Genomic DNA, 24,908 nt, shown 5'->3' with positions numbered 1-24,908 from the left:
CTGCTTAGGCGCGATCGCCCAGCCAGGCCTGCACTTCGATTTCTACGTCTACGTTTTTGGCCAGCTTGGCTTCAACCAGCGAGCGAGTAGGCAGGGTGTCGCCAAAGCGCTCGGCGTAGACTTTGTTGAAGTCGGCAAACAAGGCCATATCGGACAACCAGACAGTGGCTTTGACCACATCAGCCAAGGTGGCGTCAGCCAGAGCCAGGCCTTCGATCAGGCGATCAAATACGGCGTGGGTCTGGTCCTGGATGGAACCGCGCACCACTTCACCTTGGGCGTCGTAAGGAATCTGGCCGGACAAGAACAGAAAGCCGCCAGCCATGGTGGCACGCGAGAAGGGCAGTGGCAGTGGGCTGGCAATACGGCGGATACCGGACATGGAGTACTCCTGATAGGGATGGTGGAAAATTCGCACTAGGCTGCAATGCGCGTTTATTCGCGTCTCTTGCCTACAATAAGGCGTCACTATACAACTTCAGATGAGGAGCGAGACGACGTGAGCAAGGAAATTTTGCAACGCCTGGACCAACTAAGCCAGGCTGCGCTGGCCAGCGGTGATTTGTTGCCCGTGCAAGCTCAGGAAGAGCTGATGCACGATCAGGGGCTGACATTTTTTGTGCGTTGGGTATCCACTCTGGCGGCCAAGGATGCCGCCAGCGTCTCGATTCCAGGTGGGCCACGTGACCCCAACTTCAATCCCTTTTTGCCACCTGCCCCGGCACTGACAGTGGATGACGCCAGTAGTACGCACAATATCGTGCTGAACAAGTTTGCCGTCTGTGATCTGCATCTGGTGCTGGCCGACAAGGTGTTTTCCGAACAGCTCAGCCCGCTGCGCGAGATTGATTTCCGAATTCTGGCGGATTTCCTGGCCGTGCAAGGCGGTCTGGGCTTTTATAACGGCGGTGGCCCGGCTGGGGCCAGTCAGCGTCATAAACATACACAATGGATTCCACAGGCGGCTAGCAACGGCTCGCTGGCCCTGTATCTGGACAAGCTCCCCACCCAGGCTGCGGCAGGCAGTGCGCATCAACATCCCGCGCTGGCTTTTGAACACTGTTTTGTGCGTTTGCAGGATGCGCAGGAGCCGGAAGCCTTGGCAGCCAGTCTTTTGAGTTCGTACCGAACTGCCTGCAATGAGTTGGGATTGGAACCGGCAGAAGATGGCTTGCTGCCGCCACATAATATGTTGGCAGGCCAGGGGTGGATGCTGGTGGTGCCCCGCAGCGTGGAGTTAGTTGACGGTATTTCGGTCAATGCACTGTCGTATGCAGGCTGCATTTATGTGCGCACCCCCGAGCAAATAGATCTGGTCCGCCAAATTGGCCCACTGGGTGTGTTGGCTCGTGCAGGCTATGCCCGCCGTGCCTGACCCTTGAGTCTGCTGGACATGATGAACCCCGCTACGGCGGGGTTTTTATTTGTGTGTTTGTGTATTGTTTGGATGCTTCATTTACTAATCTGAAACAAAAGACAAATATTTGAATGTAATGAGTCCTCCTTTTTGCATTTTTTCGATTTGAGGCGGCGTTTAATGGGTTTAAAAAGAAATGAACTGAAATAATGTAACTTTTGTTGTGGGGCTAAATAGAAATATAGCGTGTTTGAGACGCAGAGTGTTAATGTATGCGCGGTTTTAATTATTAGAATTACATCAGCTTGAGTGAAAGTAAATTTTTGTGTCTCAAGAGGTGAATTGCTTAAGTATGTTTCGTCTGAAGCTCATGTTTTTCTTATTGCTCCAGAATTTGCTGGTTTTATTACGTATTGGTTTTGCCTTGGGCGCGCAGCAGGGGCTGGCACGGTGTTGGTCTTTGTAGCTGGGTTTTGTGCTGAGTGAATACTATCTGCCCTGCTTGTGGGGCGATACATTTATGCGCACGGTGGTGTGCCTGTTAGCTGTTTCGTTCGTTGATAGTGAAATGGTACTGAAATTTAAAACAAAATTAAAATAGGGAATTTATTTTATATTTTTTGTTTTGGAAGGGCGTAATGGGTCTCGATGGGAATAGAAAACATCAAATTATAGAATAATGGAGAGAATTTAATTGAGGTTTCCATGAATGGGGATTTAGGTTTGTCGTCAAGGTCTGTTGAGGAGGGGAAGTGGTCTTTGTGGTTGTCAAATCAATGATTTCACGGCTAAGGGCAGTTTGAGCCTATCAGCGCCAGTGTTTAGCGAACTTTCAAATTAATTTATTGGCCACGCATAGACTGGCTGACGTTGGCTTTGCTAATGTGGGAGCCTCGCGGATTTTAGGCATGGAAGATCGGATAGCCCAGGTTGCCCGAATTGATGAGTCCCTGAAACAGGGAATGCTTTACCTATCCATGCCTGATGCTGCTCAGCGTCTGTTAAGGCAGGTCCAAGGTTAGAAGAAATACAGGTGCCTTAGAGGGCCTGCAAGGATGAGGACTATGACGGTTGAACAGACTTTCCTGTTGCATGACGACAATGCCAGTTTGCGGCAGATCGTTTTGGAGTCGGAGCAGTGGGGGGTGAGAGTTCAGACAGTTGAAACCATGGAGAAATGCTTGTCGCTGGCGCACATCGCCGCAGGCGAAATGGTATTGGCCTTGCTGTGTCATGCTGACAACGTTTTCCTGCACATTAATCGCTTGCGTATGGATTTTCCGGCTGCGGGGGTGATTGTTGTGCGGCGCGACAAAATGGCTGGTCTGGAACGGGGTCATCTGCTGCTGGTGGGAGCTGATGCCTGCTTCGATCAAGATGCCTTGCCGGTAGAGGTGGTGGCCTGCGTACAAGCCTTGCGTCGTCGTGGTTTTGCCTTGCAACAGAGTCTGCGCGGTGCGCAAGACGGTTTGCCTCCAGCCATCACCTTCATGCGAAAACAGGATGTGAAACCGCAGTCCCAGTTATGGGATTTGACCGAAAACGGCTGGACCATGATGACGCCTAAAGGCCATTCTGTCATGTTGACCCGCGGTGAGCGTCGGATTGTTCAGGTTCTGTTTTCCGTCTGTCCAGAAACCGTAGAACGCGATCGCCTTTTTCCGCTGGAAGAGGGGCGGGAGGCAACTGCCCGTTCTGTGGACGTTTTGATCAGTCGCTTGAAACGTAAATTAACCGCGATGGGAGAGGAGCTGCCCATTCGTTCGGTGCGCGGGGAAGGCTACGCTTTTGTGGGCAAAGTACCCGCTGCATGTCAGGAGCTGACACGCGTGAGCCTTAGCAATGATGAGGTCTACGAATGATTAGTAAAGGGCTGGAACGCCCTTTCTCGATGCTGAAACAGCATGATATAGACCCTTAAATTTTAAATATGTATAATTGATCGCTCTGGTTCATTGAATCAGCTTCTCGAACAGGCCGTTCAGGTGCGACAAAATTGCATAACAAAATGGCGGCTCGTTCTTCAACAGGTTGTTGCACAACAACCCGGCTTTAGCCCGAAACACCTTGCCCGGCCCTTGGGTCGCGGAACAACCAGCCGACTGTCTCACACGACATCGGCCTGCAACAGAGCGGCTTGTCTCTGGCCCTATTTATTTGCTGTAAGGCCCGCAGACTCGCCGCAATGTGAGGCACTTTGCGCTGTGTCTTGCTTTTTTCTCGCTTTGGCTTGTGCCAAGGGCGGGGGCGTTTGTGCGCGCGTTCGGTTCAAGTGTTTCGGTTCTGGTCCTGGGATGGGTGTCGCCCAGCGCGTTAATGCGGAATCGGCATGCATGCGAGTGAGCCAGGTGGTGCAAGTGGCTCTCGCGCAGAAGAGAAAAGGAAAGACATGCAAGAGGCGGAGTTTTTTACGCTTTCAACCACGACGGCCATATTGTTATTGGTCGGCTTTTATGGCGCGACGTTCCTGATGTCGCTCATGATTGGTCAAAAGAAAGAAAACGTGGACGGATACATGGTATCCAACAGTGCGGTGGGGTTTGGCCTGTCGGCGGCCAGCATGATTGCCACCTGGGTATGGGCGGCGTCGTTTTATGCCAGCGCGACCTCGGGCTTCAAGTACGGGCTATCCGGCCCTCTGCATTACGGGCTATGGGGAGCCTTGATGATCTTGTTCATCTACCCCTTCGGGCGACGTTTTCGCCAGTTGGCCCCGCAGGCGCACACCCTGGCCGAGGTGCTGCATGCACGGCACGGCTCGTCCAGCCAGATGATTATGGCGATTTCCAACGTGGTAGGCAGTGGTATCAGCCTGATGGTGAACTTCACCGCGGCAGGTGCGTTGGTCTCGATCCTTAGCCCTCTGACATTTATTCAAGGTGTGCTGATTGCGGGTCTGGGCGTCTTGTCCTATACCCTGTGGTCGGGGTTCCGCGCCTCGGTGATGACGGACTTTGCCCAGCTGGTTGCCATGATTTTGTCGGCCGTGGTCATTATCCCGCTGATCTTCTTTAATGCCGGTGGCCCGGAGATGGTGCAGGCCAACTGGTGGCGTCTGGATTCCGAGCAAGCCAACTTCTATTCCACCAAGGCAATTCTGGAGCAGGGGGCGCCGTATTTTGTGGCGGTGCTGGCTTACGCGATTGGTAACCAAACCATTGCCCAGCGCCTGTTCGCCGTACGCGAGGACCTGATCAAACCCACTTTCCTGACGGCCACCATTGGTTATGGTGCCGTGGTGATTGGTCTGGGCATGTTGGGTTTGCTGGCTCTGTTCACCGGCTTGCAGCCTGTGGATGGAAACATGAACAACATCATCCCGCAGATGGCGTCCACCTACTTGCCGCCATTTGGCATTGCCTTGTTCTTCATCCTGGTGGTGGGCTCCTTGTCCTCCACGGCGGACTCGGACCTGGCTGCATTGTCGGCTATCGTGATGACCGACATCTACGCCAAAAACATTGCTCGTGGTCGTCCAAAACCAGCCCGCATGTTGTGGTGGGGCCGTATCACCATGGTGGTTGCCACGATGGTGGGTGTGATCTTCGCCAGCCTGAAGCTGGATATTCTGGTCATGCTGGTGTTTGTGGGTGCCTTGTGGGGCGCGATTGTGTTCCCGGTCATTGTCAGCTTTTACTGGGATCGTGTTACCAACAAAGCCTTTAGCTGGTCGGTTTTGTGTGCCGTCGTGCTGTTTACGATCGTGCGTTTTGAGTTGATTCCTATCGAAGGTGCGGTAGCCGTGTTCTATGAGATTACCGCTTCGATTGGTGGCGGTGTGGTTGCCGGTTTGATGGCTTTTGCCTTCTTCCGCAGCCGTATTGCGATTGCGGTGGGGGTGATTGCCACTGCGATTCTTTTGCCCAACTTCATTGGCTTTTTGCGTGAGTACCTTGTTTTGATGGGTTCCCTGACCGCCTACGGCGTTAGCGCTGTGGTGTGTGTGGCCATCAGCTTGCGTAGTCAGGAACGTTTTGATTTCTCTGTGCTTGCCGAGCGTGTGCAGTCGTTTCACTACGATGACACACCTGCACCGAGCAAGCAGAAAGTTCGGGAGTCGAAACAAGGTGAGCCAGCCTCGGCTCGTGCTTGAGGGTATGAGACAAGACGTTAAAAGGAGAACACTATGCTTATGACGATTTACTTTCTGGTCTGGCCAGTCATGTCAGCCATCATTCTGGTTCTGCTGGTCGGTAACCTGGTCCGTGACTGGCGCAACGCCCGCAAGACGGGTGAGTCCATGGTCTAAGGAGTAAAAATCCCCGCCCTGTGTTCAGGGCGGGGATTTTTTTATGGTGTGCAGAGCCCAAGCCAAGACCATAGCGCCGCATAGGTGCCAGACGGTGCTCAGGCCAAGATGGTGAGTACAGGCATGAAGTCAAACCTGTGTGCTGTTTAGCGTCTGATGGTTCTGCTGCGCAGACCTTATCACTCGTAGCCTTGGGCTCCATGGCTTGTCGGCGGGCTTAAAGCAGGATGCGCTGACCGGCATGGATCAGCAGGCGCAGCGAAAACCCCAGCAGTAGAACCCCTGTCACGCGCTCAAACCAGGTCCCCATACGCAGGAATCGCTGACGTACGCGAGGATTGGTAAAGATCAGGCTGACCACAATAAACCAGCCCGCATTAACCAGGCACATCCAGACGCCGTAGAGCATCTGGGTCGTCAAAGGCGTGCTGGCGCTGACCACGGTAGTAAACACGGCCAGAAAGAACAGCGTCGCCTTAGGGTTGGTGGCATTGGTCATGAAGCCCAGCGTCAAGGACTGGCGTACGCTGACAGCAGCGGGTTTGCCATTGTCGGACTCGGCCAGGCTCACTTCCATCGGTGTGCTGGCCTGGCGCAGGAATCCCCAGCCTATATAGAGAAGGTAAGCACCTCCCAATACCTCGGCCACACTCATCAGCCAGGGGGTGGAGTGCAGCAGGGCTCCCACGCCCATCAAGGTATAGATCACATGCACGGAGATTCCGGCGCCAATACCAATGGCAGTGGCAATACCGGCCTGGCGGCCTAGCCGCACACTTTGGCGGATGGTGACAGCAAAATCTGGTCCAGGGGCAATAACGGCCAAAAAATGAATCAAAGCCAGAGTAGCGAACTCTGGCCAATAGGTTTGCAACACATTAACTCCAGAAGGTCAGCGGCATGGCCGGGCCGCGATAGCCCACAAAGCAAGACAGGCTCAGGCGCAAATCGCCCTTGCCGGGGGTGACGGCATGCATTTTGCGAGAATTGAAAATAATCAGATCGCCCGGACCGGGGCGTATCTGTACTTCGGGGGTGCCCAACAAATCAGGATGGATGCCATAGCTGTCGCCACGCATTTCATCAAATTCATCCGGGCTCAGTTCGGTTTGCCAGATTTGCAGTTCACCTCCTTGTTCGGGCATTTTCAAATAGACATTGGCGGCCAACTGGCCTTGTAGACTGATGGCCTGGTAATTCCCGGGGGCGTCCTTGGCCAAAATGTCGTGATGCGCCAGAAAGCGCACATCGGGTTGCACCACGCGCGACAAGCCCACATACATTTTCTTTCCGTACAAGGTCTCCAGTGTGGCTCCGGCAGGCCAGACTTCATCCAGCGTGCAACGCAGCACGTCAATCGGGGACAGGTAGGGGGCGCAGCGGCGGCGCAGTTCGTCGATATTGTCAAAAACCCCCTCGAAATAGGAGGCCATGCGTTCGGGCTGGTTTTCGGCTTCGTAAAAAGCCATGCCAATGCGGCCGATGCTCGGAGCGTTCACATAGCGATCAAAGCCTTTGTCTATGATTTGCTCGCCCAGCTTTTGTGAGGTGGGCGCATCAATGAAGCCGGAGAGGCGGATAGCCAGGAGTTCGCCATTTAGCAGGGACTGCATATGCTCAGTCCGCAATCGTTCGGTCTCTAAATACATATCTCACTTCCCTTGGGGGTTCTAAAAGAATTGTTTTTCTTTTCCGATAATAGCCAGAGCTAATAAACTGCCATGATTTTTATTATTTATTAATTCTTCATTTCATAATGAATGCTCAATTCATCTTTTTTGTTTTTTATACGGATTATTTTCAGTCCATTTAATTCGGATGTGTTTCCAACATGTGTGCCGCCGCAGGGGTAGCACCCCAGGCTACCAATCGCAACCTCGCGGCGCCCTTCCTGAAAACTGATGGAAATTGGCTGAGCCAATTGAATCTGTTCAGCACAACGATTGGACAAATCATCCAGGAAGGGGGGCAGAGCATCCTTGGGGTTGCGAAAGACCACCCGTGACTCGCCCCGCCAGTGATGCGCCTTTACGGCCTGCCAGCCTATGCGTTCAACCAGATGGCCGATAAGGTGGCCGGCCGTATGCAGGCGGGCGTGCTCCAGTCGGTGAGCGCGATCAATATGTAGTTCTACGGGCCCCAGCGGCAGGCGCACATGCAGGTAGTGCAGTACGTGACCGTCGCGGTTTTGAGCTACATGCAGGACCTCGTGCCCATTTATCGTGCCTTTGTCGCAAGGCTGACCCCCGCCTTGGGGATGAAATAAGGTTTTATCCAGCCTGACAGCATAACGCTCATTTTCGGAGTGATAACACTCCAGGATTTCCGCTATGCAGGTAAGGCTATTGCTAGTCAAATATAATTTATCTTGCATTTTATTACCTGTAGGTTGGTTTTAAGGCATTGTAGGCATAGTGGGCAGTCCTGATAATTGCAATTCATTGAAATAATTTATTCCCTATGAGCACAAGTAATCTCACTTCCCTGATGAGCGATATGGTGGTTTTTGTCAAAGTGGTGGAGACAGGCAGCTTTTCCGAAGCCTCTCGCCAACTGGGCTATACCCCGTCGGCAGTCAGCCGTTCCATTGCGCGTCTGGAGAAAGGTTTGGGAACGCGGGTATTGCAGCGCACGACGCGTAAATTACGGCTAAGCGACAGTGGCCAGGCAATTTACGAGCATGCCCGTGACATGCTGTCCTGCGCCCAGGCCGCGATGGAGATCTCGGGGCAGTTCCAGACCGAGCCGGAGGGGCAGATACGCTTGAGTGTTCCCAAAGCCGTGGGGCATTTTCTGATTCATCCGCATATGCCGGATTTTCTGGCGGCGCACCCCAAAGTGAATGTGCTGATGAATCTGGATGATCGCTATGCAGACCTGATCGACGATCAGTTGGATCTGACGATACGCATCACGGATCAGCCGCCGCCCGGTTTGATGGGGCGTCATCTGACGGATATTCGGCATGGCTTGTACGCCAGTCCGGAGTATCTGGCCGAACACAGCCTGCCCGTACATCCCCAGCAGTTGCGCGAACATAGCTGCATCTACCTGGGCGAGGCACCCAGCGATTCACGTTGGCGTTTCAATAAAGGCGGGCGTGTGCTGAATGTGTCGGTCAGCGGGCGTTATGCGGCCAACCATACGGGTGTGCGTCTGGATGCGGTGGAGCGCGGCTTGGGGATAGGCAGTTTGCCCTGCTTTGTGGCCAAGGAGCCGGAGCAGGAAGGGCGTATTGTGCGGGTGCTGGCCGATTGGGAGTTCCGTACTCAGTATTGCGGGGCCTTGTGGGCCTTGTATCCTCCCACCCGCCATTTGCCTCCAAAACTGCGTTTGTTTGTGGAGTTTTTAGCGGGGCGCCTGGGAGGCGGCCGGACGGATGTGCTCAGGGTGCCGTTTTAACGCGAGTCGTCGGAATGAATATGCAGGGCTTCCAGAAAGCGCGACACCATATTGTAGGTAGCGATGGTGGCGGTCAGCTCAACCGTCAGTTTTTCATCAAAATACTGGCGTACCTCCTGAAAAACAGCGGACTCCACTTGCACATTCAGAGTCATGGCATCGGTGTAAGCCAGCACAGCGCGCTGAATGGGCGTGAAGGCCTCGGAGTCTTGCCAGTCGGGCAGAGCATCCAGTTGGGCTCGACTTAGCCCCTCTGCCAGCGCGATAGGGGCATGTTGATCGGCCTCGTAAGGGGCGCGGTTCAATAGGGCTACGCGCATGATGACCAGTTCGCGCAGATCGCCCGGCAGGCTGCTGTTGTGGCGTATGCCGGTCAGGTGATTCAGCCAGCCTTTGGCAATGGGTGGGCTGTGCAGCAGCATCTGGTACAGGTGCAAGACGCTGCCGCGCTCTGCAATGATCTGCTCTACCAGTGGGGCGGCGTCGGGGGCTTTCAGGTCAGCATAGGGTAGGCGGGCCATGGTTCTCCTTTATGTATAACTAGCGGTGCCTCTTGCGGCTGGCTTGCCGCAGCGCAGTCAGCAGAGCGTTCTGACTGTTTGTTCGACGCTCTGCTCGACGGGTTTATCGGGGCAGGATGTGTTCGATGGTTTGGGTCAGACGTGTCACGATTTCGTGAATGTCGGCCTCGGTGCAGATAAAGGGCGGTGCCAGCAAGATATGGTCGCCGTGAACTCCATCTATCGTGCCACCCATAGGGTAGAGCATTAAACCTTGGGAAAACGCATGCTGCTTGATCTTGGCGTGGGTTTTCAAGCCAGGGTCCAGCGCTTGCTTGCTGGCCTTGTCTTGTACCAGTTCGACTCCGACAAACAGGCCACGACCACGTATATCACCCACATTGGGGTGGCTGTCCAACGCCTGATGCAGCTCCCGGCGCAATTGTTCGCCGCGCTGACGGACGTTTTCCAGCAACTGGTCTTGCTCAATGACTTGTTGCACGGCTAAAGCACCAGCGCAGGCTGTGGCGTGACCCATATAAGTATGGCCGTGCTGAAAAAAGCCCGAGCCATTCAGGATGGCTTGGTAAATCCGGTCACTGGCCAGCATCGCACCAATAGGCTGATAGCCCGCACCCAGACCCTTGGCAATGGCCATGATGTCCGGCACGACTCCGTCCTCTTCGCAGGCGAACAGATAGCCGGTCCGCCCCATGCCCGACATGACTTCATCCAGAATCAGCAGCACGCCGTGCTTGTCGCAGACCCGACGGATCTTTTTCCAGTAATCGCCTACTGGCGCCAAGGCACCAGCGGTCGCGCCCACTACAGTCTCGCCGACAAAGGCCGCGACGTTCTGGGGACCCAGGCTTTGAATCATGTCGTCCAGTTCCTGAGCCAGACGGTCGGCATATTGCTCGGCACTTTCATCACTGCCTTGGTCGCGGTAGGGGTAGCAGGGCGAGACATGCTGGGCCGGAGCCAGTAGAGGCAGGAATGGCTTGCGACGCCATTCATTGCCGCCAATGGCCAAAGCCCCCAGCGTATTGCCGTGATAGCTCTGACGGCGTGCGATGAAAATATGACGCTCGGGCTGGTCAATCTCCACGAAATACTGCCGTGCCAGCTTCAGGCTGGCTTCTACGGCCTCCGAGCCTCCGGACAGAAAGTACACATGGTCCAGATCACCGGGGGATCGGCTGGTCAAAAAATCTGCCAGGTCCTCGGCGGCCTGGCTGCTGAAAAAGGAGGTGTGGGCGTAGGCAATCTGGTCCAGCTGTTGCTTGATGGCAGCGATCACAACAGGGTGGCTATGGCCCAGGCAGGATACGGCCGCGCCACCGCTGGCGTCTATATAAGTGTTGCCATTGCTGTCCACGATGCGGATACCATCGCCTTTGACGGCGCAGGGCAAGGTTTGTTTGGGGTTGCGATGAAAGACATGTGTCATGGCGCAGATCCAGAAAGTAGGCCCGGAAGGATTTTCAACGTATGTTGAATATATAATAATACTTTCAACAAATAAATCATCATTGATTTGTCGGGACAGGTGGATAAAGGCCTCACTGTTGCGCCCAGACTGCATTTGCGCCCGATATATACTTGATGTCCCCTTTTTAAGCGTGTTGGCCCATGAACTCCTTGAGCAATCTGACCGAGCGTATTCAGGCAGCGTTTGCCACCATGTCGCCGCAGTTCCAGCAAAGCGCGCGCTATGTGCTGGATCACGCCGAACAGGTGCCCTTGATGTCCATGCGTCAGTTGGCCGCGCAGGCACAGGTGCAGCCTGCTACCTTGCTGCGCTTTGCCCAGTCTTTGGGCTTTGGCGGTTGGGCAGAGTTCAAGGCTGTGTTCACCCAGGCGCTGCATGGACAGGGTGCAAGGCGCTATGCCGATCAGGCCCGGGCGGTGGTACGCAATCGAAATAAAGAAGATCGCCTGGCGCAGACGCTGACAGCACAAATGGATACTCTGGCGCTGCTGCGCGAGGTGAATGAAGCACGCTTGCCACAGGCTGTGGAATTGCTGAACAAGGCCAAGCGGGTTTTTGTGGCCGGGTTCAGAGCCTCTTTTGCACCCGCTTTTTCCTTCCATTATCAGTACCGTCTGTTCCGGCCCTCGATTGGCTTGTTGCGTGGCGAGTCCGGCACTCTGGATATGGATCTGCGGGCGCTGCAAAAAGGGGATGTGCTGGTCTTGTTCGGTTTTGCACCGTATTCCCAGGAAGCCGTGCTGGCCCATGCAGCGGCCCGACAGGCAGATGCACAAATTCTGGCGATTTGCGACAGCTTGCTTGCCCCTATTGCGCAGCAGGCAGATGCCACATTATTGTTTGGAACCGACAGTCCGTCTTTTTTTCCTTCTCTGGTTGCTGCACAGGCACTGGTGGAGGTCTTGCTGGAACAGGTTCTGGCCAAGGCGGGCAGTCGTGCTGTCAGCGGTATTGAGTTGGTTGAAAATCAATTGCACCAGTCCGGTGCTTACTGGAAATAGACGCAATGGCTAAGTTGTCCTATCTGGAGTTAAGTGGTGGTCCCAAAGAAATTGGCCATTCTTTGGGACGTTTCGGAGCCCCCGCCGTGCATGCCTACTTGCTGAACTCAGCAGCGTGGCAAGGCATCATGCAATCGAAGGGGACGGCTGTAGCCGGTCAGCTGGCTCAGTACACCGAGCGTTATTTCCCCCGAATATGGACCGAGCTCCAGGGCCTGGCATTGGGTCTGGAGCTCCCCTTTGAAGACGTTTTCTTGTGGAATTGCCGGGGCGACTTGTGGGCCATGGCTCCCGATGGTTGCACCACCGTGCAAATGCCCGCCCAGGGCGAGCCTCGTCTGGTGCATAACGAAGATGGTGATCCAGGTTTTGCCGGTTACTGCGGGGTGGCCAAATTCATCCCCGACAGCGGCATGTCCTTTGTCTCTTTTCTTTACCCTGCTTCCTTGCCGGGCCACAGCTTTGCAGTGACCCAGGCCGGTTTGGCCATGACGGTGAATAATGTGCGGGCTCGGCATGTGGCCCCAGGGGTGCCGCGCATGGTCCTGACCCGCGCCATGCTGGATCAGCCTGATCTGGATCAGGCAGTAGGGATCTTGCAGGATCACCCGCGTTCCGGCGCTTTCCATTTGAGTCTGGCGCAGCGTGGCGATCCACGCTTGCTGAGCGTGGAGTTCAGTGCCGAGGCCGTTTCTGTGCAGACCATTGAGCAAAACCATCTGCACGCCAACCATGCGGTACATCCGTCCATGAAAGGCTTTGAACAGCGTATTACCCGGTCGTCCGAACTGCGGCAGGAGCGTGGGGATCAATTGTTGGCACAAGCCGGTGCTGCGCTTGATCCTTTGATCGTCCTGGCGGATCAGCACCATGCGGAATTTCCGATCTGGCGCTGTGACCCGGCGGACAGTGACGCGGAAAACACCCTGGCTACCGTGGATATTCAGGTAGGCAGCCAGTCCTTGAAGTGGCAGGTCTACGAAGACCCCACGGACGAGCCTGTGCTGAAGTTTGCGGATACCACTCGCATTGATCTAGCCTGAAAAGGAATAGGGCCCTGCTAAAGCAGGGCCCTATTTTTATAGTTGCAGTCGCGATGGGGCGATCAGCCCTTGCCAGGCTCGTTGCGCTTGGGCTCCCACAGCACGTCGGAGCGGCCTGCATGGCGGTTCAAGGTACGCGCCAGCACAAACAACAAATCCGACAGGCGGTTCAGATACAGGCGCGGGCCTTCTTGTGGCAAGGATTCTGAGGGCACCGCCACGACGCTACGTTCTGCACGACGCGCCACACAACGCAGTACATGTGCTTGTGCGGCTGCCGGGCTGCCACCGGGCAAAATGAACTCTTTGAGTATGCCCAAGGGCTCGTTGTAGTGACGAATCGCTTGGTCCAGACGTTCCACATGGACGCTGCCTATGACCTGATGGCCAGGGATGCACAGCTCGGCCCCCATATCGAACAAGTCGTGCTGAATGTCGGACAGCAGGGCATCAACATCCTCGGGCAGTGCCATGCTGCGCAAGACGCCGATATGGCTGTTCAGTTCATCCACGTCACCCAGGGCATGAATCAGGGGGGCAGTCTTGGGCAGGCGGCTGCCATCGCCCAGGCCCGTTGTGCCATCGTCGCCGGTGCGGGTGCTGATAATGGAAAGTCGTGTGGACATGAAGAAGCCTTATGTTTCGGCAGGAGTAGGGGTGCCTTGAGCCAAATTGATCAGGGCATCGCCAGTGACGCGTACCACGCGCCAGTCTTCCAGCACTTGAGCGCCCTGATACTTGTAGAAGTCGATGGCGTTCTGGTTCCAGTCCAGTACTACCCACTCCAGGCGGCCACAGCCTTGGGCCACGGCCATTTGAGCCAGATGGCGCAGGGCCGCAGCGCCCAGACCGTGCTTGCGGTGGGCCGGGTCTATATACAAATCCTCCAGATAGATGCCGCGGCGATCCAGGAAACTGGAGTAGTTGTAAAACCACATAATGTAAGAAATTGGTGCGTCGGGCTGATCTTCGGGAGTAATGACCAGGCAGTAGGCACTGGGCTCGTCGGAGAAGAAACTGTTGCGCAGAGACTCAACGCTGGCCTTGAAAATATGCTCCAGTTTCTCAAAGGCGGCCATATCGCGCATCAGGCCCAAAATGGCCGGAAGGTCTGCGGGGGTGGCTGGACGCAGCACATACCCTTTAATAAATTCGCTCATGCTTTTGCAAAGGTTTAGCGTTATGCTTGATCGGAAACAGACGCATCAGGCGTCCGAAAGTAGGCATTATGAGCTAATTGTCTGGCTCTGCCCAATTTGCAGGAGTGAAAAATGACGTGGACGAAACGAAGCGCAGCCTTGGCGTTGGGAACTTTGGGTGTGGTAGCTGGCTCGGCATATGTCGTGGTCGCCCAGGCTCAGGAAGCCAGTGCCTCGGGTGAAGTGCGCCGACTGGATGCCGAGGCCGGCAAAATTACCATCAAGCATGGTGAGATCAGCGACCTGGAACTGCCCGCCATGACATTGGTGTACAAAATTGATCCCGCCTTGCTGGCCAACATCAAACCGGGTGACAAGGTAAAGTTCACTGCCAAACGTGACGGTGGTGATTACGTGGTCACCAAGATCAGCAAGTAAGCTTGCTTGAGTGGGTTGATAAAAGCCGGGTTCGCCCGGTTTTTTTCATCTCCGACGCAGGCGAAACACGGGCGTGGGCTCGTGGTCGAGATGACAAGGTAGAGTCTGTTGCCGTGCTGGCTAATCCGCCGCTTACCGCCGTGTTGGGTGTGGTCTGCAAGCGGAATGTGAAAAAAGGGGCAGAGAAATCTGCCCCTTTTTCATGTCCGACCGAAGTCAGGCTTACAGCACGTAGCGCGCCAGATCCTGGCTGGCTGCGGTTTCCTGCAGCTGCTTGTTCACGTAGTCTGCATCAATGACCACGTTTTGCTCACCGTGGCTGCCAGCGCTGTAGGACAGCTCTTCCAGCAGTTTTTCCATGACGGTGTACAGGCGACGGGCACCAATGTTTTCGGTACGCTCGTTGACCTCAAAGGCCAGCTCGGCCAGACGCTGGATACCGTCGGGACGGAAGTCCAGCTGTACGTCTTCGGTGCCCAGCAAGGCTGCGTATTGCTTGGTCAGCGAAGCGTCGGTCGTGGACAGAATCTGTACAAAATCCTGGGCGCTCAGCGATTCCAGTTCCACACGGATGGGGAAGCGGCCTTGCAGTTCAGGAATCAGATCCGATGGGCGGGACAGGTGGAATGCACCCGAGGCAATAAACAGGATGTGGTCGGTACGTACCACCCCGTATTTGGTGGTGACGGTGGTGCCTTCTACCAAAGGCAGCAGGTCGCGCTGCACACCTTGGCGGGACACATCGCCGCCGCTGCCCTGGCTCTCGCCTCGCGCCGTGATCTTGTCGATCTCGTCCAGGAACACGATGCCGTTCTGCTCGGCGTTGGCCACTGCAGCAGTGCGCAAATCGTCTTCATTGACGCGACGGGCTGCTTCTTCCTCGGTCAGTTGCTTGAAGGCTTCCTTGACCGTCAGCTTGCGAGCCTTGGTCTTTTCCTGACCCAGACCGGAGAACATGCCGCGCAACTGCTCGGTCATCTCTTCCATGCCGGGAGGGGCCATGATTTCCATGCGAGGCATGGCCTGGGCCATCTCGATTTCAATCTCGGTATCGTCCAGCTTGCCTTCACGCAGGCGCTTGCGGAACACCTGGCGTGCCGAGTTGTCCTCGCGTTGGGGTTGACCGTGGGCATCGCGCGAAGGGGGCACCAGCACGTCCAGAATACGGTCTTCAGCGGCTTCCTCGGCCTGGGTGCGGACACGGCGCATTTCGATTTCGCGGGTTTGCTTGACCGAAATATCCACCAGATCGCGAATGATGGTTTCAACGTCGCGGCCTACATAGCCCACTTCCGTGAACTTGGTGGCTTCGACCTTGATGAAAGGCGCGTTGGCCAGCTTGGCCAGACGACGGGCGATTTCGGTTTTACCCACGCCGGTGGGTCCGATCATCAGAATGTTCTTGGGGACGATCTCGCTACGCAGGGGCTCGGCAACCTGCTGGCGGCGCCAACGATTGCGCAGGGCCACGGCCACGGAGCGCTTGGCCTTGCCCTGGCCAACGATATGCTTGTCCAGTTCGGAGACGATCTCTCCGGGAGTCATATTAGGTGTAGACATGGTGGTGTATCCGGCTGTCAGAGTGTTTCGACGATATGGTTCTGGTTGGTGTAGATGCACAGATCACCTGCGATCTCCAACGATTTCTTGACGATGTCGGCAGGAGCCATATCGGTGTTTTGCAGCAAGGCCATGGCGGCAGATTGGGCATAGGAGCCGCCCGAGCCGATGGCGGCCAGGCCATGTTCGGGTTCGAGCACGTCGCCATTGCCGGTCAGCACCAGCGTGTGCTCCTTGTCCGCCACCAACAGCATGGCTTCCAGACGGCGCAGAACGCGGTCGGTGCGCCAGTCGCGCGTCAGTTCGACGGCGGCGCGCAGCAGGTTGCCCTGGTGCTTTTCCAGCTTGGCTTCAAAGCGCTCTTGCAAGGTGAAGGCGTCAGCCGTCGCACCGGCAAAACCGGCCAGGATGCTGTCGTTGTACAAACGGCGAATTTTGCGGGCCGTGCCCTTGATGACGATATTGCCCAGGGTGACCTGACCATCGCCGCCAATGGCGACCTGATCTCCGCGGCGTACACAGACAATAGTAGTGGCGTGAAATTGTTCCATGATTTCCTTCCTTTAAGGTTCCCATCTGGGGGCCGGGCAGGAAATTTCAAGCGCATGACAGCAGGAAGTTTTTGCCGACTGAGGGTCGTGCCTGGAAACCGGGCTGAAACAGGGTGGCTTCCCTTGGCAGGGGCTGCTGCAGGGGTTCTCGTATGTCGCCTGGCTTCTTGGCGTGCAAGCAGCCTGTTGGCCTGCTAGCGGTAGACGCAGCCGGCTTTTTTGAGCCTGCTTATTTTCAGCAGCGTACACAAGTGGGTTGGATCGAGTTGGGTGACCCACAAAAAAGCCCGCCAGAATGATCGGGCGGGCTTTTTATCAGGGTGATGGGCCTTGCCGCCTATCAATCCCCAAACATCTTTTGACGCTTCTCGCGACGCTCCTGGGCTTCCAGAGACAGGTTAGCCGTTGGGCGTGCCAGCAAACGTGGCAGGCCGATGGGCTCGCCAGTTTCCTCACACCAGCCGTATTCGCCCGAATCGATCAGGGCGATGGACTGTTGCACTTTCTTGAGCAGTTTGCGTTCGCGGTCGCGGGTACGCAGCTCCAGAGCGTGTTCTTCTTCGATCGTGGCACGGTCAGCCGGGTCAGGAACGAACTGGGTTTCACGCAGGTTTTCCGTTGTAGCACCCGCGTTGGCCAGAATGTCTTGCTCCAGCTGGCGCAAGCGATGCTTGAAAAACTCCAGCTGGGCGGCGTTCATGTAGTCTGACTCAGGCATCGCCAAAAGCTCCTGCTCGGTCAGCAGGGTTGTAGTACTGTCATGTGACTTAGTTGCCATGATGCTTACCTCTTGTTGACGTCTGGGAGCCTGTAACTGTCGTCACGCGCAATCGCTCCGCATTTACTGAATAATTATTAATTCAAACCAGGCAATTCTCCAGGCCCTGGGTGAATATGTCTTGTGGCAATTTGCGGCCAATAAAGACCAGCTTGGTGCCCTTTTTATCTTTGGCCAGCCAGGCATTGCCAGGCTCGGCGCTCATCATCATGTGTACGCCCTGAAACAGCATACGGCGATTGATGCCCTTCAGATACAGGATGCCCTTGTAGCGCATCAGATCTGGTCCAAATACCTGGACAATGCCCGACAGGAAATCTTCCAGACGCTCGGGGTCGAAAGGACGGTCCGAACGGAACACGAAAGCCCCGATCTCGTCATTGTGAGCTGCGTGCTCGTGGTGGTGATGATGGTGATCGTGTCCGCAGCCCGGACCGCACTCGCCTTCGTCGCCGTGGGCATGATCGTGGTGGTGATCATGGCCGTCCGCCGCATCGGGGTGTTGCTCTGCCAGGAATTGAGGATCAATGTCCAAAATGGAATTCAGGTTGAAACCGCTGACTTCCAGCAAATCCTTGATGTCGGTTTCACCGAAGTGAACCGGCGTAATCGTGGCTCGCGGGTTGATGCGGATCAGACGGGCACGCAGGGCCTCGTAATCCACATCGTTGACCAGATCTTTTTTGGAGATCAGCAGGCGGTCCGCAAAACCAACTTGTTTTTGAGCTTCTTCTTGCTGGTCCAGTGTGGCCATGCCGTGTTTGGCATCCACAACCGTGATGACCGCGTCCAGCCGATAGTAGTCGGCAATATCATCGTCCATGAAGAAGGTCTGGCAGACCGGGCCGGGGTTAGCCATGCCGGTGGTCTCGATGATGACGCGCTCGAACTTCAGTTCGCCTGCCTGGCGGCGAACGCGCAAATCATTCAGGGTGCGCATCAGGTCACCACGCACGGTGCAACATACGCAACCATTGCTCAGTTCAACGATTTCTTCTTCGGAGTCCTGCACCAACAGTTCGTTGTCGATACCTTCGGGCCCGAATTCGTTTTCGATGACGGCAATGCGTCGACCGTGATATTCGCTCAGGATGCGCTTGAGCAGCGTGGTTTTACCAGCGCCCAAAAAACCAGTCAGAACAGTGACTGGAACCATGTTGTTCAGATCTGATGCCGCGTTCATAAACATGCCTCGCAGTGGCGGGCGAAAGGTACAAGGCACGGCACCAACCGCGGCTTCCTGCACCCATCTGCTCCGCACGAAAACAACGTGCGATTACATCACAGCCTTGCCTGTTGGGCAAACGGTGATCTGTAAAAATTCACAGAGGTTTGCCAATAGATCGGGGAATATATACCGATTGGCGGCAAAATACCACGTTTTAGGGGGCAGATAAGGGTTTTCGCTCGTTTTTAGCTGCAACGCAACGTTGGCACAGGCCGCGCAGTTCAGTTTCGTGGCCGGACAGGGCAAAGCCCGCTCCGCGCACACAGTCGGCCAGCCTTTGACTCAGGTCCGGAGCGCACAGCTCCACCACGGTGCCGCACTGGGTGCAGACAATCAGCAAGTCGTGCGGGTGGCCGCCGGCATCCACACAGGCCGTCCAGGCATTGACGGCATCCAGGCGGTGGATCAGGCCTTCTTCAGTCAGAAAGTCCAGGGCGCGGTAAACGGTAGGGGGTTTGGCGCCGGGCTGGAACTCGCGAACCAGATCCAGCAGTTCGTAGGCGCGCAAACTGCGCTGGGCCTGAATCAGGATTTCCAGCACCTGGCGGCGAATTGAAGTCAGCCGTTTACCGCGTTCCAGACAAAGCTGTTCAGCGGTAGCGAGCTGATCTTCAATGGCGTTGGGCGTAAGAATATGTACAGGCATGGCGCTTGATGGGTTGTTTGTTATGTTATAACATCTTTGGAAAATTAAATTATTCCCAATCTAGCCGCATTATCCCTGTTTCATGTCCTGTCCTCAATTTCCCTCGACTTTCCGCAGTCCGGCACCTCGTCGTTCGCTCTTGCTGGCCTCGGCCGGACAGCGCGTACTGGGCGCTTTGTGCGTGGCAGGAGCCCTGTGGCTACTGACCGCCTGGGCATTGGGCGCGTGGTAAGGGCATGAGTTCACATCAAACCTTGATCGAACTCGAGCATGTCGCGCTGGGCTGGAAAGACAAAATCGCTCTGCGTGATATCAGCGGCTGTTTTAACCGAGGCTCTTTGACGGCTATCGTCGGGCCTAACGGTGCTGGTAAATCCACCTTGCTCAAAGGGCTGACCGGGCAGATCAATCCCCTGAAAGGGCGCATTGCTGTCGATAGCGGTTTTCTGAATCAGCTGGCCTTGTTGCCGCAGATGGGCGATCTGGACAAAAGTTTTCCGGTGACGGTGCATGATCTGGTGGCCATGGGAGCCTGGAAGCGTGTGGGCGCCTGGGGTGGTTTCCCCAAAGCCGAGCACGAACGCATTGGTCATGCGCTGGAGCAGGTGGGGCTGGCCGACTTTGCGCGTCGCTCCATTGGCACTTTGTCGGGTGGGCAATTACAGCGAGCCCTGTTTGCCCGCATGATCATGCAGGACGCCCAGATCTTGTTGCTGGACGAGCCGTTTGCTGCGGTGGACCGCGCAACCTCGGATGAATTGATGAACCTGATTCTGGACTGGCACAAACAGGGCCGTACCGTGATGGCCGTGCTGCATGATCTGGATATGGTGCGTAGCTGTTTTCCGCAAACCGTGCTGCTTGCCGGTCAGGTAGTGGGTTGGGGGGAAACTGAAGCGGTACTAACTCCCGAGAACCTGCATCTGGCTCGCCATTTGTGTGCGGGGGACTACCTATGATGGCGCTGATTGATGTGCTGTTTGGCCCCTTCATGGACTTTGGTTTCATGAAGCGCGCACTGGCTGGTTCTTTCGCCCTGGCTGCAGCGGCCGGACCTTTGGGGGTATTCCTGGTGTTGCGCCGCATGAGCCTGATGGGTGATGCCATGGCACATGCCATCCTGCCCGGTGTGGCGGTTGGATTTCTGACGGCGGGCCTGTCTTTAAGCGCGATGGCCATAGGCGGCATGATTACCGGCCTGGTTGTCGCCTTGCTGGCCGGACTGGTGGCCCGCCTGACACCACAACGGGAGGACGCCAGTTTTGCGGCCTTCTACCTGGTATCCCTGGGGCTGGGGGTGCTGCTGGTGTCCTTGCGCGGCTCCAATATGGATTTGATCCATGTGCTGTTTGGCACGGTGCTGGGCCTGGATGATGCCTCCTTGCTGCTGGTGACCAGCAGCACGACGGTTACGCTGATTATTCTGGCTTTGGTGTTCCGGCCTCTGGTGCTGGAGTGCATGGACCCGATCTTTTTGCGCACGCAAGGCGGGCGCGGTTCCGTCGTCCATATGTTGTTCTTGTTCATGCTGGTCATCACGCTGGTGGCTGGCTTCCAGGTGCTGGGAACCTTGATGGTGGTGGGGATCATGATGCTGCCCGCTGCCTCGGCCCGATTCTGGGTGTATTCCGTTGGTCGTCAGATGCTGGTGGCGGCCTTGCTGGGCATGATCAGCGCCTATCTGGGCCTGCTGTTCTCGTACTACTACAACGTGCCTGCTTCGCCCGCGATTATTTTGGCAGCCGGCGCCTTCTATTTTCTTTCTATCACCTTTGGCCCCCAAGGCGGTTTGCTGCGTGCTTATTCCCAATGGCGTGCACGGCGTCGGCGCATGGCCTCTCTCTTGGAGCACGATTGATGAAAATGCGAGACATTTACTCAGGCCGCACGGTGCTGGCCCTGGGCTTGCTGGCGGCCAGCCTGTCGGTGCAGGCGGAGCCTTTGCGTGTGGTCAGCAGCTTCTCGATTTTGAACGATATGGTCAAGGAGATAGGCGGCGACAAGGTCATGGCCAGCACGATTGTGCCCGCCAATGGGGATGCCCATTCGTTTGAGCCGCGTCCCAGTGATGCAAAGACCTTGGCTAACGCGCAACTGCTGGTGATCAATGGTCTGGAGTTCGAGACCTGGCTGCCACGCTTGCAGCAGGCAGCAGGCTATAAAGGGCCGCAAGTCGTGGCGACAGAAGGTATTACGCCTTTGGCATTTGAAGGTGGCGGACACGAGGATCATGCTGGTCATGACCATGACCATGACCACGGTCACGACTCCGAACCTGAGCATGCCCACGACCATGAGCAGACCCACGCCAAAGAGGATACACAGTCCCACGGCGGGCATGACCATAGTCATCAGCACGGCAGCCAGGACCCCCACGCCTGGCAAAGCCTGGGCCTGGCACAGATCTATGTTCGTAATATCAGCAAAGGTCTGGAGCAGGCTGATCCGGCCAATGCCGAGTACTACCAGCGTCGCGCCAAGGATTACGCACAGCGCATTCAGGAGCTGGACGATTCCATCAAAACCCGCCTGCAGGCGGTGCCGGTAGAAAAGCGCAAGGTCATTACCTCGCACGATGCTTTCTCTTATATGGGCAAGGCTTACAACATCCGTTTCATTCCCTTGGTGGGGGTATCCAGCCAGGCGGAGCCTTCAGCCCGTGATATTGCGCAGATCATCCAGCAAGCGCGTAGCGAGCAGATTCAGGCCATTTTTGTGGAAAACACGGTCAGCGCAAAACTGGTCGAGCAAGTGGCACGGGAGACTGGCGCCAAAGTCGGTGGCACCTTGTATTCCGATGCTTTGGGAGCCCCAGGCTCGGGCGTGGATACCTACCTGGGCATGATGCGCTCGAATACAGACCAGTTGGTCAAGGCCTTGCAGCCCTGATTCACTCCTCCGGCTTGTCACTGGCCCGGTTTTTGCGTTGTGCCCGAGGGTGGGCCTGATCGTAAGCCTGGGCCAGATGCTGGAAGTCCAGACGGGTATAAATCTGAGTCGTGGAAATATTGGTATGACCCAATAGTTCCTGCACCGCCCGCAAGTCTTGTGCTGATTGCAGCAAATGGCTGGCAAAGCTGTGACGCAAGCTGTGCGGGTGGACATGCACCGGCAGGCCGCTAGCGCGGGCATAGCTTTCCAGTTCTTGCTGCACCACGCGTGGGTGAATGCGGGCTCCACGGGCACCCAGAAACAGGGCCGCACTGGCATCTGCGCTGGTCGCCAGTGATGCCAAAGCCGGGCGCTTTCCCAGCCACTGCTGCAAGGCATGCAGCGCTTTTTCCCCGACAGGCAGGCGGCGCGTCTTGCCGCCTTTGCCACTGACCACCAGCTCACGATCATCCAGCAGTAACCAGCTCTTGGACTGGTAGTGCGCGTCCTGGTGATAGTGCGTGTCCAGGCTGACCAGCTCGGACAAACGTAGTCCGCTGGAATAAAACAATTCAAACATGGCCTGATTGCGCCAGCTGACCGGGTCGTCCTGAATGGGGGCGGTGGGGCGGTCCAATAGCTGCTGGGTCTGGTCTACGGACAAGGCCTTGGGCAGAGGGCGGCCTATCTTGGGTGCCTTCAGGCTGGCTGCAGGGTTCAAGGGCCAACCCAGTTCTTTAGTGCGCGCTTGATAGTAGCCACGCCAGGCTGCCAGAATGCGGGCCAGGCTGCGTGGTGCCAGGCCCTGCGCATGCAAGCGGGCGGCAGCCTGTCGCAACTGGCTTTGAGTCAGTGTGTCGGGGTCTGTACCTGGGTACTGCGCCAGCAAGTGGCGCAAATCATTACGGTACGCACTAAGGGTGTGTTCCGAATAGCGTTTTTCGTGGCTTAGTTGAAGCAGCCAGATTTGCATGGCCGGGCTGAGGGCCTGGGGGGCGGCTGGCTGCTTTCGAGGCGTGTCCCCGGGCGGGGAGTGATCTTGTTTTTTCAGGCCGGACATTCGCTTTGATCAACACTGCTGGGCTTGTACAAACGCTGCAGGGCGGCGCTGCACAATTCGCCAATGCCTTCCAGAAAGTCCGTACCCATATCGGCCGTAAAACGCGTGGCTTCAGGCGAGCCCAGAACCAGCAGACCAAACAGGGTGTTCGACTCCGGAAACGTCAAGGGCACAATGGCCACCGATTGCGCGTCTTGCTGCAAATCGGCCAGAAACTCCTGTTCGCGTCGAGCGCCGCAATAGGGGTTGATCAAGGTGTAGGCCCAGCTGACCAGGGCGTCGTCAGCCAGCACTTCGTCCGGATTCCAGCAGTGCAGACGGACAACGGGCATTTCAAAGATGCGCTCCAGACTGCTGCAGATCAGTGCGGGCAGGGCTGCCGGGTCGGACTCGGCCAGCATCTGGCAGTTCCATTGGTGCAGTTGGCGCGAAATTTTTTCATTGCCACGAGCATTAGCGACCAGTGTGGCCAGTTGGCGCTCGGTTTTCTTGCCGCGCTCGCGCAGTAGCATGATCTGGCGCTCGCCCAGTGAAATAGCGCGGCTTTGATGGGGGTGCGGCACCATCAGTTTGGAAAAAACATCGGCATGCGCGTCGAAGAAATCAGGGTTGGCTTTCAAAAACTGGGCCACTTCCACGGCGCTAAGGCTGTTGGGGGTATCCATGTCTAGAAGGTTTCCTTTCTGGCTAGGGATGCACACAGTGCATCTATATCGACTTGTCCGGTAAAGGCGGTTTGGGCCGGGCCGCTCATGCGTAGCGCCTGTCCGTCCCATTCAATGCGCAGACTGCCTCCACGAGTATCAACGACAACCGGGCTTTGGAGCAATCCCCGCCGTATGCCTGCCACCACAGCCGCACAAGCGCCTGTACCGCAGGCCAGGGTCTCACCGGCGCCGCGCTCGTAGACGCGCAGCTTGATGTGATGGGCGTCCAGAACCTGCATGAAACCGGCGTTGACCTTCTGAGCAAAACGCGGGTGAGATTCGATGAAGGGGCCGACGCTGGCAACCGGCGCCTGCAGCACATCGTCTACCACCTGCACGGCGTGCGGATTGGAGATGGACACCAGCGACAGGGCGACAGGTTCGGCTTGATCGGGTACGGGCAGAAGCCACAGCGTATCTTCGCCCTGAGTTTTCTGTTCCAGCCCGCTAGGGTCAAAAGCGACATCGGCCGGGGCAAATCGGGTGGTGCCCATCATGACATCCACGCCAAGCTCCGGATCGTCATTCAAACTGATGATGCCGGTACGAATTTGTGCTCGTAAAGGGTTGGCCGAGGACAGGCCTTGTTCGTGTACGAAGCGGACAAAGCAGCGAGCGCCGTTGCCGCAATGTTCGACCTCGCCACCGTCAGCGTTGAATATGCGGTATCGGAAATCCGCGCCGGGTTCGGTCGCGGCTTCAACCAGCAAGATCTGGTCCGCCCCAATGCCAAAGTGACGATCCGCCAGCGCGCGGGCGCGTTCGGGAGTCATTTCAATGCTTTGCCTGACACCATCCAGCATGACAAAGTCATTGCCCGCGCCGTGCATTTTGCTGAAACGCCAAAGCGAGGAGGCGGGCTGGAGTGTGGTGGGGCTGTGCATGA

The 24,908-nt window shown here is 56.3% G+C and carries 28 protein-coding genes; 12 read left to right on the top strand and 16 right to left on the bottom strand.

Annotated features, from left to right (window positions below; genetic code table 11):
• Window positions 1-4: 4 nt before the first annotated feature.
• Window positions 5-382, bottom strand: coding sequence for a RidA family protein (locus D0C27_RS08840; RefSeq protein WP_009462650.1), 378 nt, complete (start codon window positions 380-382; stop codon window positions 5-7).
• Window positions 383-499: 117 nt separating this feature from the next.
• On the opposite strand from D0C27_RS08840, the gene D0C27_RS08835 reads away from it, so the two are divergent.
• From D0C27_RS08835 to D0C27_RS19490, 4 genes are all read left to right on the top strand, one after another.
• On the top strand, window positions 500-1,375 hold the full coding sequence (locus tag D0C27_RS08835) for an ATP adenylyltransferase family protein (RefSeq protein ID WP_137430796.1): 876 nt from the start codon (window positions 500-502) through the stop codon (window positions 1,373-1,375).
• A gap of 1,046 nt (window positions 1,376-2,421) precedes the next feature.
• Window positions 2,422-3,219, top strand: coding sequence for a winged helix-turn-helix domain-containing protein (locus D0C27_RS08830; protein WP_137430795.1), 798 nt, complete (start codon window positions 2,422-2,424; stop codon window positions 3,217-3,219).
• Window positions 3,220-3,746: 527 nt separating this feature from the next.
• Complete coding sequence (locus tag D0C27_RS08825) at window positions 3,747-5,450, top strand: sodium:solute symporter family protein (RefSeq protein ID WP_035269247.1); 1,704 nt, start codon at window positions 3,747-3,749, stop codon at window positions 5,448-5,450.
• Between the two features lie 33 nt (window positions 5,451-5,483).
• Complete coding sequence (locus D0C27_RS19490; RefSeq protein ID WP_009462638.1) at window positions 5,484-5,606, top strand: putative transporter small subunit; 123 nt, start codon at window positions 5,484-5,486, stop codon at window positions 5,604-5,606.
• Window positions 5,607-5,823: 217 nt separating this feature from the next.
• Here the strand turns inward: D0C27_RS19490 and D0C27_RS08820 are convergent, their stop codons facing one another.
• The 3 genes from D0C27_RS08820 to D0C27_RS08810 all read right to left on the bottom strand — a co-directional run bounded on the left by D0C27_RS08820 (window position 5,824) and on the right by D0C27_RS08810 (window position 7,980).
• Window positions 5,824-6,483 (bottom strand): LysE family translocator, encoded by a 660-nt coding sequence (locus D0C27_RS08820; RefSeq protein WP_021447051.1) that lies wholly within the window; start codon window positions 6,481-6,483, stop codon window positions 5,824-5,826.
• A 1-nt stretch (window position 6,484) separates the two neighbouring features.
• Window positions 6,485-7,219, bottom strand: coding sequence for a 2OG-Fe(II) oxygenase (locus tag D0C27_RS08815; protein ID WP_009462634.1), 735 nt, complete (start codon window positions 7,217-7,219; stop codon window positions 6,485-6,487).
• 125 nt (window positions 7,220-7,344) lie between these two features.
• Window positions 7,345-7,980: a threonine--tRNA ligase gene (locus tag D0C27_RS08810; protein WP_137430794.1), complete on the bottom strand. Its 636-nt coding sequence runs from the start codon at window positions 7,978-7,980 to the stop codon at window positions 7,345-7,347.
• A gap of 86 nt (window positions 7,981-8,066) precedes the next feature.
• On the opposite strand from D0C27_RS08810, the gene D0C27_RS08805 reads away from it, so the two are divergent.
• Window positions 8,067-9,008, top strand: a complete 942-nt coding sequence (locus D0C27_RS08805) for a LysR family transcriptional regulator (protein WP_137430793.1) — start codon at window positions 8,067-8,069, stop codon at window positions 9,006-9,008.
• Here the strand turns inward: D0C27_RS08805 and D0C27_RS08800 are convergent.
• Together D0C27_RS08800 and D0C27_RS08795 are read right to left on the bottom strand one after the other, a co-directional pair.
• Window positions 9,005-9,529 (bottom strand): carboxymuconolactone decarboxylase family protein, encoded by a 525-nt coding sequence (locus D0C27_RS08800; RefSeq protein WP_137430792.1) that lies wholly within the window; start codon window positions 9,527-9,529, stop codon window positions 9,005-9,007. The genes D0C27_RS08805 and D0C27_RS08800 overlap by 4 nt on opposite strands.
• Window positions 9,530-9,632: 103 nt before the next feature.
• Complete coding sequence (locus tag D0C27_RS08795; protein WP_137430791.1) at window positions 9,633-10,958, bottom strand: aspartate aminotransferase family protein; 1,326 nt, start codon at window positions 10,956-10,958, stop codon at window positions 9,633-9,635.
• A gap of 182 nt (window positions 10,959-11,140) precedes the next feature.
• On the opposite strand from D0C27_RS08795, the gene D0C27_RS08790 reads away from it, so the two are divergent.
• Together D0C27_RS08790 and D0C27_RS08785 are read left to right on the top strand one after the other, a co-directional pair.
• A complete protein-coding gene (locus D0C27_RS08790; protein WP_060186169.1) occupies window positions 11,141-12,001 on the top strand; it encodes a MurR/RpiR family transcriptional regulator in 861 nt (286 codons plus the stop codon).
• A 5-nt stretch (window positions 12,002-12,006) separates the two neighbouring features.
• Window positions 12,007-13,044, top strand: coding sequence for a C45 family autoproteolytic acyltransferase/hydolase (locus D0C27_RS08785; protein ID WP_060186170.1), 1,038 nt, complete (start codon window positions 12,007-12,009; stop codon window positions 13,042-13,044).
• A gap of 62 nt (window positions 13,045-13,106) precedes the next feature.
• On the opposite strand, the gene D0C27_RS08780 is transcribed toward D0C27_RS08785, so the two are convergent.
• The gene (locus D0C27_RS08780; RefSeq protein WP_035273561.1) at window positions 13,107-13,670 is read right to left on the bottom strand and encodes a cob(I)yrinic acid a,c-diamide adenosyltransferase; all 564 of its coding nucleotides are present in this window, start codon (window positions 13,668-13,670) and stop codon (window positions 13,107-13,109) included.
• Between the two features lie 9 nt (window positions 13,671-13,679).
• Entirely contained in the window at window positions 13,680-14,204 is a 525-nt protein-coding gene (locus D0C27_RS08775; protein WP_137430790.1) for a GNAT family N-acetyltransferase, read from the bottom strand.
• Between the two features lie 111 nt (window positions 14,205-14,315).
• Between D0C27_RS08775 and D0C27_RS08770 the strand changes: the two genes are divergently transcribed.
• A complete protein-coding gene (locus D0C27_RS08770; RefSeq protein ID WP_009462618.1) occupies window positions 14,316-14,621 on the top strand; it encodes a copper-binding protein in 306 nt (101 codons plus the stop codon).
• Window positions 14,622-14,843: 222 nt separating this feature from the next.
• Here D0C27_RS08770 and hslU read toward each other — a convergent pair whose 3' ends face one another.
• The 5 genes from hslU to D0C27_RS08745 all read right to left on the bottom strand — a co-directional run bounded on the left by hslU (window position 14,844) and on the right by D0C27_RS08745 (window position 19,384).
• Window positions 14,844-16,181, bottom strand: a complete 1,338-nt coding sequence (gene hslU, locus D0C27_RS08765; protein ID WP_026484111.1) for an ATP-dependent protease ATPase subunit HslU — start codon at window positions 16,179-16,181, stop codon at window positions 14,844-14,846.
• Between the two features lie 17 nt (window positions 16,182-16,198).
• Window positions 16,199-16,732 carry an ATP-dependent protease subunit HslV gene (gene hslV, locus D0C27_RS08760; protein ID WP_009462614.1) on the bottom strand — a complete coding sequence of 178 codons (534 nt, stop codon included), beginning with the start codon at window positions 16,730-16,732 and terminating at the stop codon, window positions 16,199-16,201.
• 340 nt (window positions 16,733-17,072) lie between these two features.
• A complete protein-coding gene (gene dksA / locus D0C27_RS08755; protein ID WP_026484112.1) occupies window positions 17,073-17,510 on the bottom strand; it encodes an RNA polymerase-binding protein DksA in 438 nt (145 codons plus the stop codon).
• 82 nt (window positions 17,511-17,592) lie between these two features.
• Window positions 17,593-18,693 carry a CobW family GTP-binding protein gene (locus tag D0C27_RS08750; protein WP_009462610.1) on the bottom strand — a complete coding sequence of 367 codons (1,101 nt, stop codon included), beginning with the start codon at window positions 18,691-18,693 and terminating at the stop codon, window positions 17,593-17,595.
• Between the two features lie 199 nt (window positions 18,694-18,892).
• Window positions 18,893-19,384, bottom strand: coding sequence for a Fur family transcriptional regulator (locus tag D0C27_RS08745; RefSeq protein ID WP_009462608.1), 492 nt, complete (start codon window positions 19,382-19,384; stop codon window positions 18,893-18,895).
• A gap of 82 nt (window positions 19,385-19,466) precedes the next feature.
• Here D0C27_RS08745 and D0C27_RS19270 point away from each other — a divergent pair, with 82 nt between their 5' ends.
• The 4 genes from D0C27_RS19270 to D0C27_RS08730 are packed head-to-tail and all read left to right on the top strand — an operon-like array spanning window position 19,467 to window position 22,273.
• Window positions 19,467-19,616 (top strand): hypothetical protein, encoded by a 150-nt coding sequence (locus tag D0C27_RS19270; RefSeq protein ID WP_165589481.1) that lies wholly within the window; start codon window positions 19,467-19,469, stop codon window positions 19,614-19,616.
• Between the two features lie 4 nt (window positions 19,617-19,620).
• On the top strand, window positions 19,621-20,343 hold the full coding sequence (locus tag D0C27_RS08740) for a metal ABC transporter ATP-binding protein (protein ID WP_035273564.1): 723 nt from the start codon (window positions 19,621-19,623) through the stop codon (window positions 20,341-20,343).
• Window positions 20,343-21,242: a metal ABC transporter permease gene (locus tag D0C27_RS08735; protein ID WP_031232761.1), complete on the top strand. Its 900-nt coding sequence runs from the start codon at window positions 20,343-20,345 to the stop codon at window positions 21,240-21,242. The genes D0C27_RS08740 and D0C27_RS08735 overlap by 1 nt, the downstream gene beginning before the upstream one ends.
• Window positions 21,242-22,273, top strand: a complete 1,032-nt coding sequence (locus D0C27_RS08730; RefSeq protein WP_137430789.1) for a metal ABC transporter substrate-binding protein — start codon at window positions 21,242-21,244, stop codon at window positions 22,271-22,273. Before D0C27_RS08735 ends, D0C27_RS08730 begins: the two co-directional genes overlap by 1 nt.
• Before the next feature lies 1 nt (window position 22,274).
• On the opposite strand, the gene D0C27_RS08725 is transcribed toward D0C27_RS08730, so the two are convergent.
• The 3 genes from D0C27_RS08725 to dapF all read right to left on the bottom strand — a co-directional run bounded on the left by D0C27_RS08725 (window position 22,275) and on the right by dapF (window position 24,906).
• Window positions 22,275-23,228, bottom strand: coding sequence for a tyrosine recombinase XerC (locus D0C27_RS08725; RefSeq protein WP_170978560.1), 954 nt, complete (start codon window positions 23,226-23,228; stop codon window positions 22,275-22,277).
• A 74-nt stretch (window positions 23,229-23,302) separates the two neighbouring features.
• The gene (locus D0C27_RS08720) at window positions 23,303-23,980 is read right to left on the bottom strand and encodes a DUF484 family protein (protein WP_083054275.1); all 678 of its coding nucleotides are present in this window, start codon (window positions 23,978-23,980) and stop codon (window positions 23,303-23,305) included.
• Between the two features lie 2 nt (window positions 23,981-23,982).
• A complete protein-coding gene (gene dapF, locus D0C27_RS08715; RefSeq protein WP_137430787.1) occupies window positions 23,983-24,906 on the bottom strand; it encodes a diaminopimelate epimerase in 924 nt (307 codons plus the stop codon).
• Between the last annotated feature and the right edge of the window lie 2 nt (window positions 24,907-24,908).

It is taken from the genome of Alcaligenes faecalis (assembly GCF_005311025.1).
Taxonomy (GTDB): Bacteria; Pseudomonadota; Gammaproteobacteria; order Burkholderiales; family Burkholderiaceae_B; genus Alcaligenes; species Alcaligenes phenolicus.
Note: the sequence above shows the minus strand (reverse complement) of the source record. Positions and strands in the feature narration are given on the sequence as shown.